This is a genomic window from Acuticoccus sp. I52.16.1, assembly GCF_022865125.1.
Classification (GTDB): Bacteria; Pseudomonadota; Alphaproteobacteria; order Rhizobiales; family Amorphaceae; genus Acuticoccus.
The window spans coordinates 449,783-467,188 of sequence record NZ_CP094828.1; the positions used below are offsets into that span (position 1 = coordinate 449,783).

Consider the following 17,406-nt stretch of genomic DNA (forward strand, 5'->3'; position numbering starts at 1 on the left):
CGCGTCGCTTCTCGAACCATTCGGAGTTCACTCGATGATGATACCCGTCTTCGTCCAGAGTCTCGTCCTGTCACTGCTGCGCGTCATGGCCGGGCTGCTGGTGCTGCAGCACGGCACCGCCAAGGTGTTGAACTTCCCCACCAGCCCCATGAACGAGACCGCGTTGACGAGCATGAGCGGCATCGCCGGCATCATCGAGCTGGTGTGCGGCGCGTTGGTGGTGGTCGGCCTGTTCACGCGGCCGGCGGCGTTCCTGCTGTCGGGCATGTGCGCGGTCGCCTATTTCATGGTCCACGCGCCGCAGAACTTCTTCCCGCTGCTCAACGGCGGCGAGCTGACCGCGCTCTACGCCTTCACCTTCCTCTACCTCGCGGTCGCCGGCGGCGGGCCGATCGCGCTGGAGCGGATCGTCGGGCGGCGGGCCTGAGACGACGGCGGTGCCGCCGCGCGGCGGCACCGCCCCCACACCGACACGCGGAGGTCCCATGCGCGAACACTGCCATGACATCGCCCATCTCGGCCACGTCGAGATGTACACCGACCGCTACGAGGAGAGCCTCGCCTTCTTCACCGACGTCTACGGTCTGACGCTGTCGGCGGAGGCCGACGGCTCGGCCTATCTGCGCGCCTGGGACGACTACGAGTTCGCCACCTTGAAGCTGACGCGCCACACGACCACCGGCGTCGGCCATATCGGCTACCGCACCGCCTCGCCGGAGGCGCTTCGGCGACGCGTCGCCGCGATCGAGGCGTCGGGCTACACCATCATCGGCTGGGTCGACGGCGATGCCGGCCACGGCCCCGCCTTCCGCTTCGAGGATCCGTTCGGCCACGTCTTCGAGATCTATTACGAGACGCGCTGGTTCCGCCCGAAGGCAGAGGCGGAGCGCGCGGCGCTGAAGAACACCGCCTCCGCCTTCCGCGGCGCCGCGCCCCGCCGGCTCGACCACCTCAACCTCCTCGCCGATGACGTCGCCGAGTTTCGCCTCTTCATGGAGACCTGCCTCGGCAGCCGCGTCACCGAGATGATCCAGCTCGACAACGGGCGCATCGGCGGCTGCTGGTTCACCGTCAACAACAAGACCTACGACCTCGCCTGCACCGAGGAGCACGGCAAGGGCCACGGCCGGCTGCACCACGTGACCTACGCCGCCGACCAGCGCGAGGACATCCTGCGCGCCGCCGACCTCTTCCTGCAGAACGGCGTCCATATCGAGACCGGCCCGCACAAGCACGCCATCCAGGGCACCTTCTTCCTCTACGTGTGGGAGCCGGCGGGCAACCGCATCGAACTCGCCAACGCCGGGGCACGGCTGATCCTAGCACCCGATTGGGAGCCGGTGGTGTGGACCGAGGCCGACCGGAAGAAGGGCCAGGCCTGGGGCCTGAAGACGATCGACACCTTCCACACCCACGGCACCCCGCCCGTCGACCCCGCCCAGACCATGGAAGCCTGACGATGAGCCTCGATCCGGCGCCCCTCGCCGCGCGGGAGGGCGGCGTGAGCGACGCGATCCCCTGCCTGTGGATGCGCGGCGGCACCTCCAAGGGCGCCTATTTCCTCGCCGGCGACCTCCCCGCCGACCCGGCGGCGCGCGATGCGCTGCTCCTGCGCGTCATGGGCTCGCCCGACCCGCGGCAGATCGACGGCATCGGCGGGGCGGATCCGCTGACCTCCAAGGTCGCGGTCCTCTCCCCCTCGACACGGGGGGACGCGGATATCGACTACCTCTTCCTGCAGGTCTTCGTCGACGAGGCGGTGGTGTCGGACGCGCAGGGGTGCGGCAACATCCTCGCCGGCGTCGGTCCGGCGGCGATCGAGCGCGGCCTCGTCGCGCCCGCCGGCGATACGACCCCGGTGCGCATCCACATGGTCAACACCGGCGAGGTCGCCGTCGCCACCGTCGCGACCCCCGGCGGGCGGGTGAGCTACACCGGCGCGGCACGGATCGACGGGGTCCCCGGTCGCCACGCCGCGGTGCCGCTGATGTTCGCCGACATCGCCGGCGCGATGACCGGCGCGCTGCTGCCGACCGGCCACGCGGTCGACGTGATCGACGGGATCGAGGCGACTCTGATCGACAACGGCATGCCCATCGTCGTCATGCGTGCCGCCGACCTCGGCATCGCCGGCACCGAGACGCGCGAGACGCTCGACGCCGACACCGCGCTCAAGGCCCGGCTCGAGGCGATTCGCCTCCGGGCGGGGCCGATGATGAACCTCGGCGACGTCGCGCAGAAGTCGGTACCGAAGATGACGCTCGTCTCGCCCCCCCGCGACGGCGGGGCAATCGCGACGCGCAGCTTCATCCCGCACCGCTGCCACGCGACCATCGGCGTCTTCGCCGGCGTCTCGGTGGCGACGGCCTGCACCCTCCCCGGCACGCCCGCCGCCGGCCTCGCCGTGCCGCCGGACGACGGGCGCTACCTGATCGAGCATCCCACCGGCGCCCTCGAGGTCCTGGTCGAAATCGGCGCGGACGGGCGTGTCGGCGGCGCCGGCCTCCTGCGCACCGCCCGTAAGCTGATGGACGGGCTGGTGTTTCCGGCACCGCCCCCCGAATAGCTCAGGCGAGCGCCCGATCGGCCCGCAGCGCGGCGATCTCGTCCGCCGCGTAGCCGAGGCCGGCGAGGATCTCGTCGGCATCCGCGCCGAGTGCCGGCGGCGCCCGGTCCGGCGCATCGGCGAGGCCGGCGAACGCGACCGGCTGGGCAACCGAGCGCAGGCGCCCCGCGAGCCCGTCCGTCGGGCGGAAGAAATCGACCGCCGCGAGGTGCGGGTCGGCCACCAGATCCTCCAGCGTGTTCACCCGCGCATGCGGCACGTCGAGCCGATGGAAGACCTCGATCCACTCGTCCGTGGTGCGGGCCGGTAGCGCGGCGGCGAGGATGCCGTAGAGCGTGTGCGAGTTGGCGTTGCGGCCGGCGGCGGTGGCGAACCACGCCTCGTCCGCCACCTCGCCGCGGCCGAGCTCGGCGAGCGTGCGGGTCCACTGCCCGCCGCTGTAGGGCATCGCCGCGATCCACCCGTCCTTGGTCGCATACGGGCGGCGGTTGGGGTTGAGGAGGCGGCTGTAGCCGGGCGCACCATCGGCCGCGAAGGTCGCCGCGTCGAGATGCTCGTTGAAGAGGAAAGCGGCCAGCACCTCGAACATCGGCACCTCGATGTCGCAGCCCTCGCCGGTGCGCTCGCGCCGCATCAGCGCGGCGAGGATCGCATAGACCACATGGAGCGCGGCGATCTTGTCGGCCGCGATGGACGGCACATAGTCCGGCGCGCGGCCCACCTTCAGCGGCAGTGCCGCGAGCCCCGCGGCCGCCTGGATGACGTCGTCGTAGGCCGCCGTCCCCGCATACGGCCCGCCGCTCCCGAAGCCGACCGCCGCGCAGTGGATCACCGCCGGGTTCGCCGCCCGCGCCGCCGCCGGGCCGAGGCCCAGCCGCTCCGCCGCCTTGGGACGCATGTTGTGCATCACCACGTCCGCCCCGGCGATCAGCTTGGTCAGCACCGCGCGGCCCGCCGGCCGGCGCAGGTCCAGCGCCAGGCTCTTCTTGTTGCGGTTGTTGTTGGCGAAGAGCGCGCCCATCCCGTCCGGCCCCGGCGCGCCGGAATGGCGGGCGAGGTCCCCGTCCGGCGCCTCGATCTTGACGACCTCGGCGCCGAGGTCGGCCAGCGTCTGGCTCGCCATCGGCCCCATGACGATGGTCGTCACGTCGACGATGCGGATGCCGTTCAGTAGCGCCTTCATGCCGCCCTCCGTGGTGGTGTGGCGCCTACTGGGCGAGCGAGGGCAGCCACAGGATGATCTGCGGCATCAGGACAAGCGCCAGGACGATGAAGAGGTCGGCCACCAGGAACCACATCACCCCGCGGAAGATCGTACTGGTGGAGGCGAGATCCCCCACCACCCCCTTGATGACGAAGACGTTGAGCCCGATGGGCGGCGTGATCATGCCGATCTCCAGGAACTTCGCCAGGAGGACACCGAACCAGATAAGGTCGAACCCCGCCTCGCCGATGATCGGCAGGAGGATGGGGAGCGTCAGCAGCATCGCGCCGATCGGCTCCAGGAACATGCCGAGCACCAGGTAGATGAGCGCGATCCCGAGGAGCAGCACCCCGTGCGACGTGCCGAGCCCGCTGACGAAGTCGGCGATCGCGTCGCCCGCCCCGCTGTAGGCGAGGAAGCGCGTCAGCATGCTGGCGCCGATGGCGATGATGAAGAGCGCGGCGGAGTTCACCAGCGTCTCGATCAGCGACTCTCGCACGCCGCGCCAGGACAGCGTGCGCTTCACCAGCGCGATGATGATCGCCAGCGCCGAGCCGACGGCCCCCGCCTCCGTCGGCGTGAAGATACCGGCGAAGAGCCCGCCGAAGACGCCGAACATCAAGAGGAGCACCGGCCACGTCTCGGCGAGCGCGGCGAACCGCTCGCCCCAGGTGGTGGTGGTGTCGACCGGTGCGGCGACCTTCGGGTCCAGCACCGCGCGCAGCACCACGACGGCGACGTAGCCGAACACCGTCAGAAGCCCCGCGCCGACCCCGCCCAGGAAGAGCGAGCTGACGGGCACCTGCGCGATGATGCCGTAGAGGATCATCAGGATCGACGGCGGGATCAGCGCGCCGATGGTCCCGGCCGCCGCGACGGTGCCGGTGGCGAACCCCGCCTGATAGCGCTGGCGCATCATCTCCGGCACGGCGATCTTGCCCATCGCCGCCGCACACGCGACCGACGAGCCGGTGACTGCCGCGAACCCCGCCGCGCCGAAGATCGAGGCAACCGCGAGGCCGCCCGGCAATCGCGCCAGCCACACGCGCGCGGCGTCGAAGAGGCCCTTGGTGAGCCCGGCGTGGAAGCACAGGAAGCCCATCAGCAGGAACATCGGCACCGAGGAGAGCTGCCACGTCGCCGCGAAGCTCCACGGGATGACGCCGAGCGCGCCCCACGCCGCCCGCTCGCCGACGAGCATCCAGATCCCGCCGAACGACACGCCGATCAGCGCCGGGCCGATGGGAAAGCGCAGGACGATCAGAAACAGGAGGATCGCGATGCCGGCAAAGCCGACTTGAATGTCACTCACAGGGTCGTCCGCCGGGTCAGAAGGGTGCGGTGAAGTCGGACGCGGGCCCGCCGTGCAGCGCGCGCCCCATCTTGTAGAGGAGCGTCAGCACCATGAGGCCGGCGCCGAGCGGCAGGAGGTAGTAGGCGGGCCAGGAATCGATCCGCACGCCCTGCTCGATGATGAAGCTGCCGACATTGTATTTGCGCATCGCCTCCTCGAACCCGCGCCAGGCGAGCAGCCCGAAGACGGTCGCCGAGAACGCCGCCGAGGCGAAGTTCAGCCGCCGCTGGACGACGATCGGCATATGCTCCACCAGCACCTCGACCGAGATGTGCGCGTTGCGCCGCTCGGCGAAGGCGAGCGGGATGAAGACGATCGCCACCATGTAATATTGCGACACGATGGCGATCGTCCCCGGCAACGGCGAGGAGAAGACGAATTTGGCGACCACGTCGGCGGTGATGTGCAGCATCATCAGCGCGATGGCGGTGGCGCCGATCAGCGTCGCCATGCCGATGGTGCCGCCGAGGAGGCGCCCGATCATCGCCGCCCCTCCCCGGTCGCAGAGGGAGCGTCGCGGCCCGCCGGGCTCGTCAGGTCGAAATGGGCCACGCGCTCGTCCTCCCTCGTGGTGCGACTACATCGCCCCGTAGGTCGAGGCGTCGACCTTGGAGTAGACCTCGTTCCACAGCGTCTCGGCAAACGCGTCGCGGTCGGTGTCGAGGCCCTTGCCCAGTTCCTTCCACTTCGTCACCAGGCCCGAGATCGTCTCGATCTTCTCCGCGACGCCGTCGAGACCGTAGGTCGACACGAACTCCTCGGCGATGACGTCGACGTCCTTCTTCACGAAGTCGGCGGAGGCCTGCAACAGCTCGGCCGACGGCTCGATCACCTCGATGCCCTTCTCGCGCGAGGCGTCGAGCGCCTCGTTGGCGGCGTCGTTGTACTTCAGCGTGATGGTGGCGACGGCGTGGGCCGCGGCCTTCAGCATGAAGGCGCGCTGCTCGTCCGACAGGCTCGTCCAGGTGTCCTTGTTCATGCTGGCGGCCCCCGACCCGGCGAAGACGCCGCCCGGAACGCCGACCGTGATCGCCTTCGTCACGTCGATGAGCTGCAGGTTGATCAGCTCCGGCGCGGAGATCATCGTGCAGTCGACGACGCCCTGGCTCATCGCCTCGTAGATCTCGTTGCCGGGGATCGACACCTTGGTGCCGCCGAACTCCTCGGCCCAGCGGCCGAAGTTGGAGGCGCCGGAGCGGAAGGTCTTACCCTTCAGGTCCGCGACGTCACGCACCGGCTGGCCGCACAGGAGCACGTAGTCCGGCGTCGAGGCGCTGCCGAGGTAGACTTGGTTCTCCTGCGCGAACTGGGCCTGGCAGTCCTCGCAGTGGAGCATCGCATATTCGGTCAGCGCGCCGGCCATGGCGACGGCGGGCGCAGCGCCCTTTTCGCCCGTGGTGGAGAGCATCGAAAGGTCGGCCGCGAGGTTCGCCTCGGCGTACTCGGCCGGGAAATAGGGCATCAGCACGTAGCCCATGTCGGCGACACCGTCGCGGATCCCCGGAGGCGTCTCCTTCAGGTCGAGGAGCGACAGCTCGTAGAGCTTCACGCTCATGTCCGAGTTGTCCTCGACGTACTGGACGAAGTCCTTCAGCCCCTCGTTGACCGGGCCTCCGGGCGGGAAGCCGGAGGCGTAGCGCAGGGTCTGCGCCTCGGCGGTGCCGAGCGCGGTCGCGGCGAGGAGCGCCGCCAGGGAGAGTGTCGCGAGCTTCATGGTGTTCCTCCGAACGTCGTTTTTGTTGTGGGGCGGGCCCCGGCGCGCGCGCGTGCCGGGGGTCCTTATTTGCAGCTGAAGCCGCCGTCGACCGGCAGCGCCACGCCGGTCACGTACGAGGCTTCGTCCGAGGCGAGCCACAGGACGGCGTTGGCGGCCTCCTCGGCGCGGCACAGGCGCTTCAGCGGCACAAGGGCGATGTACTTCTCCTCGTTGGCCTTGGCCTCGGCGGCGTCGTTGTTGCGACCGACGAAGCCGGCCTTCATCGGCGTCTCGGCGAGGCCGGGGCAGACGGCGTTCACGCGCACGCCGTCCGGCGCGAAGGTCTGCGCCAGCGACTTGGTGAGGCCGACGACGGCGAACTTGCAGCTCGAATAGACCGGGCTGAACATCGACCCGACGAGACCCGAGACCGATGCGGTGAAGACCACCGCCCCGCCGCCGCGCTTGCGCATATGGCCGATCGCCTCGCCGGCGGCGAAGGTCGCCGACTGGATGTTGAGCGTCAGCGCCTGCTGGTACTCGGCGACGTCGAGGTTCTCGACGCCGGAGGGGCCGGGAATGCCCGCGTGCGCCCACAAGATGTCGAGCCCGCCCAGCTTGTCGGCCGCCTCGTTGATGCTGTCGCGCGAACCGGTGGCGTCGCCGCAGTCGGCGACGATGGTGTGGAGCCGGCCGCCGGACGGGTCGAGGTCGCGCTTCAGCGCATCGAGCCCGGCGGCGTTGATGTCGATGGCGCACACGTCGGCGCCCTCGCGCAGGAACGCCTCGCAGCCGGCGCGGCCCATGCCGGACGCCGCCGCCGTGATCACTGCAAGTTTGGATTGAAGTCGCAAAGCCGGGTCTCCAGGGCTGGTAGCGCAGGTCGATGACACGAAGAGTGGAGAGTGGCCGAGCCCTACGTCCTGCCGCGAGCGCCGTGCCCGCAGGTTGCGCGTCGAGACGCGTCCGGCAGGTCGCCCCGCGCGGCCGTGGCCTTGTCCCGGGCGCCGCGGCGCAGCGGCTTCCCCCTCGGGTTCGCAACGACGGTGATCATCGCGCCCCCTCCCCAATTCGTTATTTTGAACAAGAAAGACACGAGTGAGAATTTCGGTCAACCGCCTGATGAGCGACTCCGGCCGGTGATTGCCGGATAAATCCGGCGCGCTCTTGGCTTTCCGGTGGAAATTCGCACAATCGACGCCGAATCCGCCGCGCGCAATTCAAAATGTTGAACGATTTCCTCCGCACCACTCGACCGTCCCGCTCGGCAGCGTTACGGCTTGGCAGGTGCGGGGGAGCGAGGGGCGAGCAATGGACGTCAAGCAGGTTTCAAACGTGGTCGATCTGCTTGAATATTTCGCGCGGCGCGGCCGCCCCGCCACGCTCGCCGAGATCGCCGACGAGTTGAGCTGGCCGCGGTCCAGCACGTTCAACATCGTCGGCACGCTCGCCAAGAAGGGCTACCTTTACGAGCCCCGCCAGCGCGGCAGCTACTACCCCAGCCCACGGTGGCACACCGTCACGCAGCTCATCAGCGACAGTGATCCCCTACCGCAGACGATGCGCGACCTGGTCGACGACGTGGGCCGCCAGACCGGCGAGACGACGGCGATCGGCTCCATCTCGGGCCTCGACGCGATCTTTCTGCATGTGTGCGAATCGCGGCATCCGGTGCGCTATTTCGCACAGGTCGGCACCAAGGTGCCGATCCATGCGAGCTCCGCCGGCCGCGCCCTGCTCTCCCAGCTCACGGCCAAGGAGCGCAACCTCCTCTACCGCAAGATCGTGTTCGACAAGTTCACCACCACGACCCCGCTCAGCATCGAACGGATCGAGAGCGACCTCGCCGCCGCGAGGGAGCGCGGCTACCACCAGAGCGATTCGGAATACATCCCCGACCTCGCCGGCGTCGCGATGGAGGTGCCGGGGCAGAACAAGAAGCTGTCGCTCGTGGTCGCCGGTCCGACCACCCGCTGCCTCGACCGCCGGCCCGAGACCGCGCGGATCATGCACGCCGCGCTCCAGTCCCGCGGTCTCACCCGCGCCGAGGCTCCCGCCGCCTGACCCCGTGGGGGCCGTGCGGCCCGCCTACTCGCGGTAGCGCAGCGCCTCCAGGATGACCGCGAAGGCGGGCGAGGCCTGCCGCCGGTGCGGATAATAGAGGTAGTAGCCGGGGAATGGCGGGCTCCAATCCTCCAGCACCGAGACGAGCCGGCCCTCGCGGATATGCCCTTCGACCAAGCCGTCCGGCACGTAGCCGAGGCCGTAGCCGGCGATCGCCGCTTCGACCACCGGGCCGATGGAGTTGAAGGTGAGCTGCCCGTCCACCCGCACGCGGAATTCGCGGGAGTCCTTCTCGAACTCCCAGGCGTACAGGCCCCCGTGGGTGGGCAGGCGAAGGTTGATGCAGGCGTGCCGTGTCAGGTCCTGCGGCGTCTCCGGCCGGCCCCGCTGGGCGACGTAGTCCGGCGCGCCGACCACCAGCATGCGGAAGTCCGGCCCGATCCGCACCGCGATCATCCCCTCGGCGATCGATTCGCCCAGGCGCACCCCGGCGTCGAACTTCTCGGCAACGATGTCGGTCAACCCGTAGTCGGCCACGATCTCGACCTTGAGGTCGGGGTACTCGCGCAGCACCGGGGCGAGCTTGGGCCACAGCACGGTGTCGGCGGCATAGTCGCTGGTGGTGATGCGGATCGTGCCGGCGGGACGATCCTTGCGATCGAGGATGGCGGCCAGCTCCTCCTCGATCTCGGCGAGGCGCGGGGCGATGCGCTCGAGCACGATCGTCCCCTCCGCGGTCGGTGTCACTCGGCGCGTGGTGCGCGTAAGGAGGCGCAGGCCGAGGCGCGCCTCGAGCCCGCGCATCGCATGGCTCAGCGCGGATTGGGAGACGCCGATCTGCGCCGCCGCGCGGGTAAAACTCCCTTCCCGCGCCACCACCACGAACGACATCAGGTCGGCAATATTTTCGCGCAGCATTAATGAGCCCACGTCATGAGACCGGGTCGATTATAGCGCTCCCGCCGCCATCGCCAGCCGCGACATATTTTCGGGTGCCGGGTGCCCCCGCCGCCGCCTCCGTTTCATGAGCCGCGTTCATGAGTGGTAGTGCGGGCGCGGCCTTAGTCCGGGTCGCGCGGCGCCTACATCCCGATCGAACGTCGTTTGAGAAAGGCCTTTCCATGAAGATCACCCGCCTCGGAATGCAGCCCTCGGCCGAGGGGCCGGCGGACTGGTTCACCGGCCGCGTGCGCGTCGACCCGCTGTTCTCGGCGGAGGCGCCGGGCCGCACCTCCGGCGCCGCCGTCACCTTCGAGCCCGGCGCACGCACCGCGTGGCACACCCACCCCCTCGGCCAGACGCTGATCGTCACCCACGGCCTCGGCCGCGTGCAGCGCGACGGCGGCCCGGTGGAGGAGATCCGCCCCGGCGACGTCGTCCGGTTTCCGGCCGGCGAGAAGCACTGGCACGGCGCCTCGCCGCACGTCGCGATGACGCACATCGCCATCCAGGAAAGCCGGGACGGATCCACGGTGAACTGGCTGGAGAAGGTGGCGGACGCCGACTACGAGGGCTGATCCGCCGCCGCCCGCCCGGCGGCGAGGAGCGCGAAGAAGGTCTCGGCATAGAGGTCGAGCGGGGCGGCGCTGCGTTCCAGCTTGGCACGCAGCACGGCCCCCTCCCAGCCGATCCAGAAGGCCCGCGCCAGATGCCGGCAATCGGCCTCGGGCGCGATCTCGCCGGCGGCCCGCGCGGCCTCCAGGCAGCGGGCGGTGCGGCTTTCCCAGTCGGCGAAGACGGCCGAGAGGCGGGCGCGGAACGGCTCCGGCAGCGCGCCGATCTCCTGTCCAAGGTTGCCCACCAGGCATCCCCGCGCGAAGCCGAAGCGCTCCATCCCGGCCCGCGCGTCGGCGACGAAGGCGCGCAGCCGGTCGAGCGGGGCGCGGCTCTCGTCCAGGAACCAGCGGTCCAGCTTGGCGGCGAAGTAGGCCGCGTAGGAGTCGATCAGCGCCAGGCCGAACTCCGACTTGGAGCCGAAATAATGGTAGAAGGACCCCTTCGGCACCCCCACCGTGCCCAGCACCTCCTCCAGCCCCACCGCCCCGAAGCCGCGTTCGGTCAGCATCGCGACACCTGCGCGCAGCAGCCTGTCGCGTGCCTCCTCCAATCGCGCCGCGTCGCGTGGCGGGCGGCCGCGCCGACGCGCGGGCGGTGCGGCCCCGCCGGAGGTCTCCGCCGGCCGGGCGCCGGACGGGGCGCAGGCCGCCGGGCCGCCGCCGTCACCCGGGCCGTCGCTCATGTGAAAATCGCCTCGGCGAGGATCATCGCCACCGGCAGCGTCACCGCCGCGGCGACGGTCTGTGTGGCGACAAGGCTTGCCATCAGTGGTGCGTCGCCCCCCAGCTGCCGCGCCATCACATAGGACGAGGACGCGGTTGGCAAGGCATTGAAAAGCACCGCGATCAGCGCCGGGACGCCCGTCAGCCCCAGCGCCAGGCAGGCCATCGCGGTCAGCGTCGGCATCGCCGCGAACTTGGCGCCGGACGCGATCAGCGCCGCCCGCGGCGAGGCGCCCAGCGTGCGACGGTCCAGCGCCGCCCCTACGCACAACAGGCCCAGCGGCAGCGCCGACTGGCCGAGCGACTTCACGAAGCCCTCGATCCCCGGCGGCAGCGGCAGCCCGGCCACATGCAGCGCGATGCCGACGGCGCAGGCGATGATGAGCGGGTTGGTCACGATCGAGCGCATGGCCGTGCGCAAGCCCGCCCCCGTCGAGGCGTAGTGGGCGAAGACCAGGACGCACAGGACGTTCACCGTCGGCACGATGGTCGCGATCGCGATCGCCGCCAGCGCCGCCCCTTCGCTGCCGTAGAGCGCGATAGCCGCCGTGACGCCGACGTAGGTGTTGAACCGGATCGCCCCTTGGAAGACCGAGGTGAAGGCCGGCCCCGGCAACTCCACCGCCCGCCGCGACACGACCAGCCCCGCCCCCACCACGAGGAGCGGCACCGCCAGCGCCACGACCATCGCCCCCACCGGCACGCCCGAGAAGTCGGCCATCGCCAGGCTGTGGACGATCAGCGCCGGCAGGAGCACGAAGTACGCCAGCCGCTCGGCCGGGGTCCAGAAGCCCTCCGGCAGCAGCGTCGTGCGCCAGCGCAGTACATGCCCCAGGCCGATCAGCAGCGCCGTCGGCGTCAGCGCGACGAGGAGCGCACCGATCACCGCCCGCCCGCCTCAGCCGCGGCCGAGGGTGTAGAACTCGGCGTTCGGCCGCATGCCGGACACGTTCGCCATCCGGTTCGACAGCGCGAAGAAGGCCGCGATGGCGGCGATGTCCCACACGTCCTCCTCGTCGAACCCGTGCGCCTTCAGCGCGTCGATGTCGGCCTCGCTCACCGCTTCGGCGCTCCGGCTCACCTTCACCGCGAAGTCGAGCATCGCCGTCTGCCGGGGGGTGATGTCGGCCTTGCGGTAGTTGATGGCGATCTGGTCGGCGATCAGCGGGTTCTTGGCGCGGATGCGCAGGATCGCGCCGTGGGCGATCACGCAATATTGGCACTGGTTGAGATTCGAGGTCGCGACCACGATCATCTCGCGCTCGGCCTTGGTGAGGTTGCCGGGCTTGTCCATCAGCGCATCGTGGTAGGCGAAGAAGGCGCGGAACTCGTCCGGCCGATGCGCCAGCACGAGGAAAACGTTGGGGATGAAGCCGGACTTCTCCTGCACCGCCTCGATGCGCGTGCGGATATCCTCCGGCATCTGCGCGAGGCTGGGGACGGGGAAGCGGCTGATCGGCAGGTCGTCGGCGCTCATGGCGGGGCTCTTCGGTTCGGCGGCTCTCGGCGCGCGCGGATGGTGGGACGGCGGTCAGTCGACGGTGTCGTCGATCGGGACGACGAGCCGGCCGCGCACCTTGCCGGCAAGCGGGCGCTCGGCGGCGGGGATCGCCTCGGCGAGCGTGATCCGCTCGACGATGTCGCCGGCGAGGCCGCCCCAGGCCGTCTGCCCGGCCTCGCCCTTGTCGATCAGAATCGCGTCGAACATGGGGCCTCCTTCGACGCCGCGCGGGCGCCGGTCGCGGCGCCGGATCGCTGCCGCTCGGAAATAGACCAAGCGTCTACTAAAAGCAAAGGCCGCGTGACGGGAGTCAGCTCATCCACTGACCGCCGTCGACGTTGTAGGTCTGGGCGACGATGTAGTCGGCCTCTTCGGAGGCGAGGAAGACGGCCATTCCCGTCAGGTCCGCGGGGGTGGCGAAGCGGCCGAAGGGGACACCGGCGGCCACTTCGGCCTTCTTCTGGCCGGGCGCCTTGCCTTCGTAGCGGGCGAAGAGGCCGTCGACATGGTCCCAATGCGCCCCGTCGACCACCCCGGGTGCGATGGCGTTCACGTTGATGCCGTGCGCGATGAGGTTCAGCCCGGCCGACTGGGTGAGCGAGATCACGGCCGCCTTGGTCGAGCAGTAGACCGCGACGAGCGCCTCCCCGCGCCGGCCCGCCTGGCTCGCCATGTTGATGATCTTGCCGCCCCGCCCCTGGGCGATCATCTGCCGCGCCGCCGCCTGCATGGTGAAGAGCACCCCCGCCACGTTCACCGCATAGAGCCGCTCGTAGCTCTCGCGCGTGATGTCGACGATGGGGGCGAGGTCGAACAGGGCGGCGTTGTTGACGAGGATGTCCAGCCGACCCGCCCGCGCCACCACCTCCGCGATCGCGGCGTCGATGCTCGCCTGGTCCGTCACGTCGAGCGCGACGGCGTATGCGGCCGGGCCGATCGCTGCGGCGGCCTCGGCGGCGGCGTCGAGGTCGACGTCGCCGATCGCGACGGTCGCCCCCTCGCGGGCATAGGCTTCGGCGAAGCCGCGGCCGATGCCGCGCGCGGCGCCCGTGATCAACGCGGATCGACCCGCAAGACGTGTCATCTCACTCCCCCGTGCTGGGCGCGACGTCCGGCGGTCGCGGCCGTGTCGCCATCGCTCGCGTGGCCCGGCGGGCACGCCGCGCCGGCGCGGCGGCCGACGATGTCCGGCGGCATGACGACACGCGACAGTAGCAGCATCATCCGAAAGGCGCCGCGATTATCGTCCCGCCGGCACCGGCAGGTCCCGTCGCCGCATCCCGTTGCGCGGCGGCCGGCGACGGCCCGTCACGGCTTAGAGCACGGTCTTCGGCAGCATGACGTGGATGCCCTTGTTGCCGTCGACCAGCTGGGTGACGCGCACGTCCGCCGCGACGGAGCACAGCATGTAGGCCTGGTTGCGCGTCAGCGAGGTGCGCTCGCAGATGCGCTCCACCATCTGCAGCACGGCCTCCTTGGCGGCATCGTCGAGGTCTTCGTCGAGGCCGATCGAAATGAGGTGCGTCGCGTTCTCGGCGAACGGCGTGGCGTAGCCGAGGTCCTTGCGCACGCTCAGCCGGAACGTGGCCGTCACGCCGGTCTCCAGCGCGGTGATGCAGACCTCGCCGTCGCCCTGCACCCCGTGCCCGTCTCCGGCGTAGAACAGCGCCCCCTCGTTGAAGACGGGCAGGTAGAGCGTCGTCCCCGGCTTCAGCTCCTTGTTGTCCATGTTGCCGCCGAACGCGCGGGGTACCGGCGAGCCGCAACGCCCCCAGGCCGGCGGCGGCGCCACGCCGATGATACCGCAGAAGGGATCGAGCGGGATCTCGGTCCCCCACGGCATCACCATCACCTGCCGCGCACGGTCGATCGCCGGATGGATCGTCTCGTATTCGGTGAACGCCTCGGGCGCGGTGCCCAGCAGCGGCAGGATCGCCATGAACCCCCAGTCCATCGTCACCTCCGTCGCCAGGATGTCCACCTGCAGGACGTCGCCCGGCATCGCGCCGTCCACGTAGACCGGCCCGGTGACGAAGTGCGGCCCGGAGCCCTGGGTCAGCTTCTCCATCGCCTCGAGGTAGGCCGGCGGCACGATCGAGCGGTCGGCGGGGAGGGATTCCGGTCCGCCGGCGGGGAAGGAATGGATCGTCACCTCGTCGCCGGAGGCGACCGTGGCCACCGGCGGCGTCGTCGCGTCGAAATAGCCCCATGACATGGCGTCATAGGTGCCGGGGATCTCGTGGCTCGCCATCGCGTCATCCTCTTTCGTCATGCTCGGCCCGACGCCGCGACGGGCGCCGGACGCTCGGCCTCACTATGAGCGCCGAGGCCGCGTCCGGCCACGCGCTCGCCGCCCGCCGGCGCCCGAATTGTAGGCGGTTCCTGTGAAGGATGTGGGCACCGGCGGCCGCGGCACCGGCGCGCGGGCCGCCCGGTGCGCGACGCTGTCGCGCGCGGTCGCACAAGCGTGGTAGCGATGCGGTATATTACCGGGTCGCGGTGCCCGGGAACGAGGTTTCGCATGGGCCCAGTCGAGGATCGGCCGGTGTCGTTGACCACTGCGCCGGCGCGCGGTGCGCACGCCCGCATCGCCGTCCTGGTCGTTGCCGGGTTCGCGCTCGCCGTCGCCCTCGCGGCGCCCCACTCGCGCACCGTCCTGGTGGGGAGCGAGCCGCTCCTGCCCGCCTACGCCGCCGCCCTCTTCATCAATGAGCTCATCACCTTCACCCTGCTGGCCGGCATCTTCCTCGTCGAGCGGTCGCGCGCGGTTCTGGTGCTGGCGTCCGGCTACCTCTTCGGCAGCCTGACGATCGTCCCCTGGGTGCTCTCCTTTCCGGGCGTGTTCCCCCTCATCGGGCTCGACGCGGGATTGCAGGGGACGGCACTCGTTGCCGCCGTCCGCCGGGTCGGCTTCCCCGCCTTCGTCCTCGCCTACGCGTTGCTGCGCGAGCGAGCGTCGGCGCCGCCCGGCCGGGGACGCCGGTCGATCGTCGCCGCGATCGCCGTCGTGGCGGCATCCGTCGCGGCGATCACGGCGCTCGTCGTCTGGGCACAGCACGCGCTGCCGCCGCTGATGCGCGACACGCGCCACGTCACGCTGCTGTGGCAGGTGGTGCCGGCGGCGGCGCTGCTCCTCTATGCGGGCGCGTTCGCCGCCCTGTGGCGCGGCCGGCCGACGATCCTCGACCTCTGGCTCATGGTGGTGGTCGTCACCCTCGCCTTCGAGGTCGCGCTCCTCTCCTATGTCAGCGGCGGGGTTCGGCTCAGCGTCGGCTGGTGGGTCGGCCGGCTGTGTGGGCTCGCCTCCGCGAGCACGGTGCTGGTGGTGCTGCTCTCGTCGACCACGGCGCTCTACGCCCGCCTCGCCCGGTCCCTCGTCGAGGAGCGGCACGCGCGCGCCAACCGGCTCGTCGCCATGGAAGCGCTGTCGGCGGCGATCGCGCACGAGGTCAACCAGCCGCTGGCGAGCATGGTCACCAATGCCAACGCGGGCCTGCGGTGGCTGCACCGCACCCCGCCCGATCATTCCGAGGTCACCGCGGCGCTGGAGCGCATCGTCGCCGACGGCCATCGCACCGGCGCGCTGGTGCGCAACATCCGTGCCCTCTTCCGGGACGACACCGGCGACGACGGCCCCGTCGCCCCCAACGCCGTCATCCGCGACGTGGTGGCGGCGCGCGGCGACGATGCGCACCTGGCGCGTATCGCCATCGCGCTCGAGCTTCGCGAGGTGCCGCCGGTGCGGGCAAACCGCGTCCACCTGCAACTCGTCGTCGGCAACCTTCTCGCCAACGCGATCGACGCGGCCGCCTCGGGCGGGAGCCGCGGCGGCGGCATCACGATCTCCACCGCGTTGTCGACCGCCGGAGAGGTCGAGGTCGCCGTCGCCGACACCGGACCGGGGATCGAGCCCGGCATCCGGGCGCGCATGTTCGACCCGTTCGTCACCACCAAGCCGGACGGAATGGGGATGGGGCTGATGATCTGCCGCTCGATCGTCGAAGCGGCGGGCGGGTGGATCGCTGCCGACGACAATCGCCCACACGGCACCGTCGTACGCTTTGCGCTGCCGCCGGCGGCCGTGCCCGGCGCGGAAGGGAGGGCGGCATGATCGCAGGCGGCACCATGGTCTGCATCGTCGACGACGACCCCTCGCTGCGCGACGCGCTCGCCAGCCTGCTCCGCTCGGTCGGCCACACCGTCGCCCCGTTCGCCTCGACGGAGGACTTCCTCGCCGCCCCGTGGCGCGACGCGGCGGGCTGCCTGGTGCTCGACGTGCGCCTCCCCGGCACCAGCGGCCTGGAGCTGCAACGCCGGCTGCGCGAGCGCGGCCCAGACCTGCCGGTCGTGTTCATCACCGGCCACGGCGACATCCCGATGTCCGTCGCGGCGATGAAGCAGGGGGCGATCGAGTTCCTGACCAAGCCGTTCCGCGACCAGGACCTGATCGACGCGGTGAACCGCGGCATCGCGCTCGACCGCGAGCGCAGGGCACGGCTCGCCACGTCCGCGGACCTGCGCGCCCGCTACGACGCGCTGACCCCGCGCGAACGCGAGGTGATGGGCCTCGTCGCGCAGGGGCGGATGAACAAGGAGATCGCCTTCGCCCTCGGCCTCAGCGAGATCACGGTCAAGGTCCACCGCGGGCACATGATGCGCAAGATGAAGGCCCGCTCGCTGCCCGACCTCGTGCGCATGGCCGACCATATCGACCCGCCGGCCTGACCCCGTTCCGCCTGCCC

Annotated in this window: 19 protein-coding genes; 7 read left to right on the plus strand and 12 right to left on the minus strand. The window is 70.6% G+C overall.

Going from position 1 to position 17,406, the window contains the following annotated elements; all coding sequences use genetic code 11:
• Nucleotides 1-34: 34 nt before the first annotated feature.
• Genes MRB58_RS02055 through MRB58_RS02065 form a run of 3 tightly spaced genes read left to right on the plus strand, consistent with a single transcriptional unit; the run spans nt 35 to nt 2,566 of the window.
• Nucleotides 35-427, plus strand: coding sequence for a DoxX family protein (locus MRB58_RS02055; RefSeq protein ID WP_371747224.1), 393 nt, complete (start codon nt 35-37; stop codon nt 425-427).
• Nucleotides 428-485: 58 nt separating this feature from the next.
• Nucleotides 486-1,457: a VOC family protein gene (locus MRB58_RS02060; RefSeq protein WP_244779980.1), complete on the plus strand. Its 972-nt coding sequence runs from the start codon at nt 486-488 to the stop codon at nt 1,455-1,457.
• Nucleotides 1,458-1,459: 2 nt separating this feature from the next.
• A complete protein-coding gene (locus tag MRB58_RS02065; RefSeq protein ID WP_244779981.1) occupies nt 1,460-2,566 on the plus strand; it encodes a 4-oxalomesaconate tautomerase in 1,107 nt (368 codons plus the stop codon).
• 1 nt (nt 2,567) lies between these two features.
• Here the strand turns inward: MRB58_RS02065 and MRB58_RS02070 are convergent, their stop codons facing one another.
• From MRB58_RS02070 to MRB58_RS02090, 5 genes are all read right to left on the minus strand, one after another.
• Complete coding sequence (locus MRB58_RS02070; protein WP_244779982.1) at nt 2,568-3,749, minus strand: CaiB/BaiF CoA-transferase family protein; 1,182 nt, start codon at nt 3,747-3,749, stop codon at nt 2,568-2,570.
• A 25-nt stretch (nt 3,750-3,774) separates the two neighbouring features.
• The gene (locus MRB58_RS02075) at nt 3,775-5,082 is read right to left on the minus strand and encodes a TRAP transporter large permease (RefSeq protein WP_244779983.1); all 1,308 of its coding nucleotides are present in this window, start codon (nt 5,080-5,082) and stop codon (nt 3,775-3,777) included.
• 16 nt (nt 5,083-5,098) lie between these two features.
• Nucleotides 5,099-5,608 (minus strand): TRAP transporter small permease, encoded by a 510-nt coding sequence (locus MRB58_RS02080; protein ID WP_244779984.1) that lies wholly within the window; start codon nt 5,606-5,608, stop codon nt 5,099-5,101.
• A gap of 93 nt (nt 5,609-5,701) precedes the next feature.
• The gene (locus MRB58_RS02085) at nt 5,702-6,838 is read right to left on the minus strand and encodes a C4-dicarboxylate TRAP transporter substrate-binding protein (protein ID WP_244779985.1); all 1,137 of its coding nucleotides are present in this window, start codon (nt 6,836-6,838) and stop codon (nt 5,702-5,704) included.
• A 65-nt stretch (nt 6,839-6,903) separates the two neighbouring features.
• Nucleotides 6,904-7,674, minus strand: a complete 771-nt coding sequence (locus MRB58_RS02090) for an SDR family NAD(P)-dependent oxidoreductase (protein ID WP_244779986.1) — start codon at nt 7,672-7,674, stop codon at nt 6,904-6,906.
• A gap of 481 nt (nt 7,675-8,155) precedes the next feature.
• Here MRB58_RS02090 and MRB58_RS02095 point away from each other — a divergent pair, with 481 nt between their 5' ends.
• The gene (locus MRB58_RS02095) at nt 8,156-8,884 is read left to right on the plus strand and encodes an IclR family transcriptional regulator (RefSeq protein ID WP_244779987.1); all 729 of its coding nucleotides are present in this window, start codon (nt 8,156-8,158) and stop codon (nt 8,882-8,884) included.
• Nucleotides 8,885-8,908: 24 nt separating this feature from the next.
• Here the strand turns inward: MRB58_RS02095 and MRB58_RS02100 are convergent, their stop codons facing one another.
• The gene (locus MRB58_RS02100; RefSeq protein ID WP_244779988.1) at nt 8,909-9,802 is read right to left on the minus strand and encodes a LysR family transcriptional regulator; all 894 of its coding nucleotides are present in this window, start codon (nt 9,800-9,802) and stop codon (nt 8,909-8,911) included.
• A 203-nt stretch (nt 9,803-10,005) separates the two neighbouring features.
• On the opposite strand from MRB58_RS02100, the gene MRB58_RS02105 reads away from it, so the two are divergent.
• On the plus strand, nt 10,006-10,401 hold the full coding sequence (locus MRB58_RS02105) for a cupin domain-containing protein (protein ID WP_244779989.1): 396 nt from the start codon (nt 10,006-10,008) through the stop codon (nt 10,399-10,401).
• Here MRB58_RS02105 and MRB58_RS02110 read toward each other — a convergent pair.
• From MRB58_RS02110 to MRB58_RS02135, 6 genes are all read right to left on the minus strand, one after another.
• Nucleotides 10,389-11,123 carry a TetR/AcrR family transcriptional regulator gene (locus tag MRB58_RS02110; protein ID WP_244779990.1) on the minus strand — a complete coding sequence of 245 codons (735 nt, stop codon included), beginning with the start codon at nt 11,121-11,123 and terminating at the stop codon, nt 10,389-10,391. The two genes, MRB58_RS02105 and MRB58_RS02110, sit on opposite strands and share 13 nt — an antisense overlap.
• Nucleotides 11,120-12,049, minus strand: coding sequence for an AEC family transporter (locus MRB58_RS02115; RefSeq protein ID WP_244779991.1), 930 nt, complete (start codon nt 12,047-12,049; stop codon nt 11,120-11,122). The genes MRB58_RS02110 and MRB58_RS02115 overlap by 4 nt, the downstream gene beginning before the upstream one ends.
• Nucleotides 12,050-12,061: 12 nt before the next feature.
• Nucleotides 12,062-12,640, minus strand: coding sequence for a peroxidase-related enzyme (locus tag MRB58_RS02120; RefSeq protein WP_244779992.1), 579 nt, complete (start codon nt 12,638-12,640; stop codon nt 12,062-12,064).
• A gap of 54 nt (nt 12,641-12,694) precedes the next feature.
• Complete coding sequence (locus MRB58_RS02125) at nt 12,695-12,871, minus strand: hypothetical protein (protein WP_244779993.1); 177 nt, start codon at nt 12,869-12,871, stop codon at nt 12,695-12,697.
• Between the two features lie 103 nt (nt 12,872-12,974).
• A complete protein-coding gene (locus MRB58_RS02130) occupies nt 12,975-13,748 on the minus strand; it encodes an L-iditol 2-dehydrogenase (RefSeq protein WP_244779994.1) in 774 nt (257 codons plus the stop codon).
• A gap of 231 nt (nt 13,749-13,979) precedes the next feature.
• On the minus strand, nt 13,980-14,936 hold the full coding sequence (locus MRB58_RS02135; RefSeq protein WP_244779995.1) for an acetamidase/formamidase family protein: 957 nt from the start codon (nt 14,934-14,936) through the stop codon (nt 13,980-13,982).
• 273 nt (nt 14,937-15,209) lie between these two features.
• Between MRB58_RS02135 and MRB58_RS02140 the strand changes: the two genes are divergently transcribed.
• Both MRB58_RS02140 and MRB58_RS02145 read left to right on the plus strand, forming a co-directional pair.
• Nucleotides 15,210-16,775: an ATP-binding protein gene (locus MRB58_RS02140; RefSeq protein WP_244779996.1), complete on the plus strand. Its 1,566-nt coding sequence runs from the start codon at nt 15,210-15,212 to the stop codon at nt 16,773-16,775.
• Nucleotides 16,772-17,389 (plus strand): response regulator transcription factor, encoded by a 618-nt coding sequence (locus tag MRB58_RS02145; RefSeq protein ID WP_244779997.1) that lies wholly within the window; start codon nt 16,772-16,774, stop codon nt 17,387-17,389. The genes MRB58_RS02140 and MRB58_RS02145 overlap by 4 nt, the downstream gene beginning before the upstream one ends.
• The last annotated feature ends 17 nt before the right edge of the window (nt 17,390-17,406 follow it).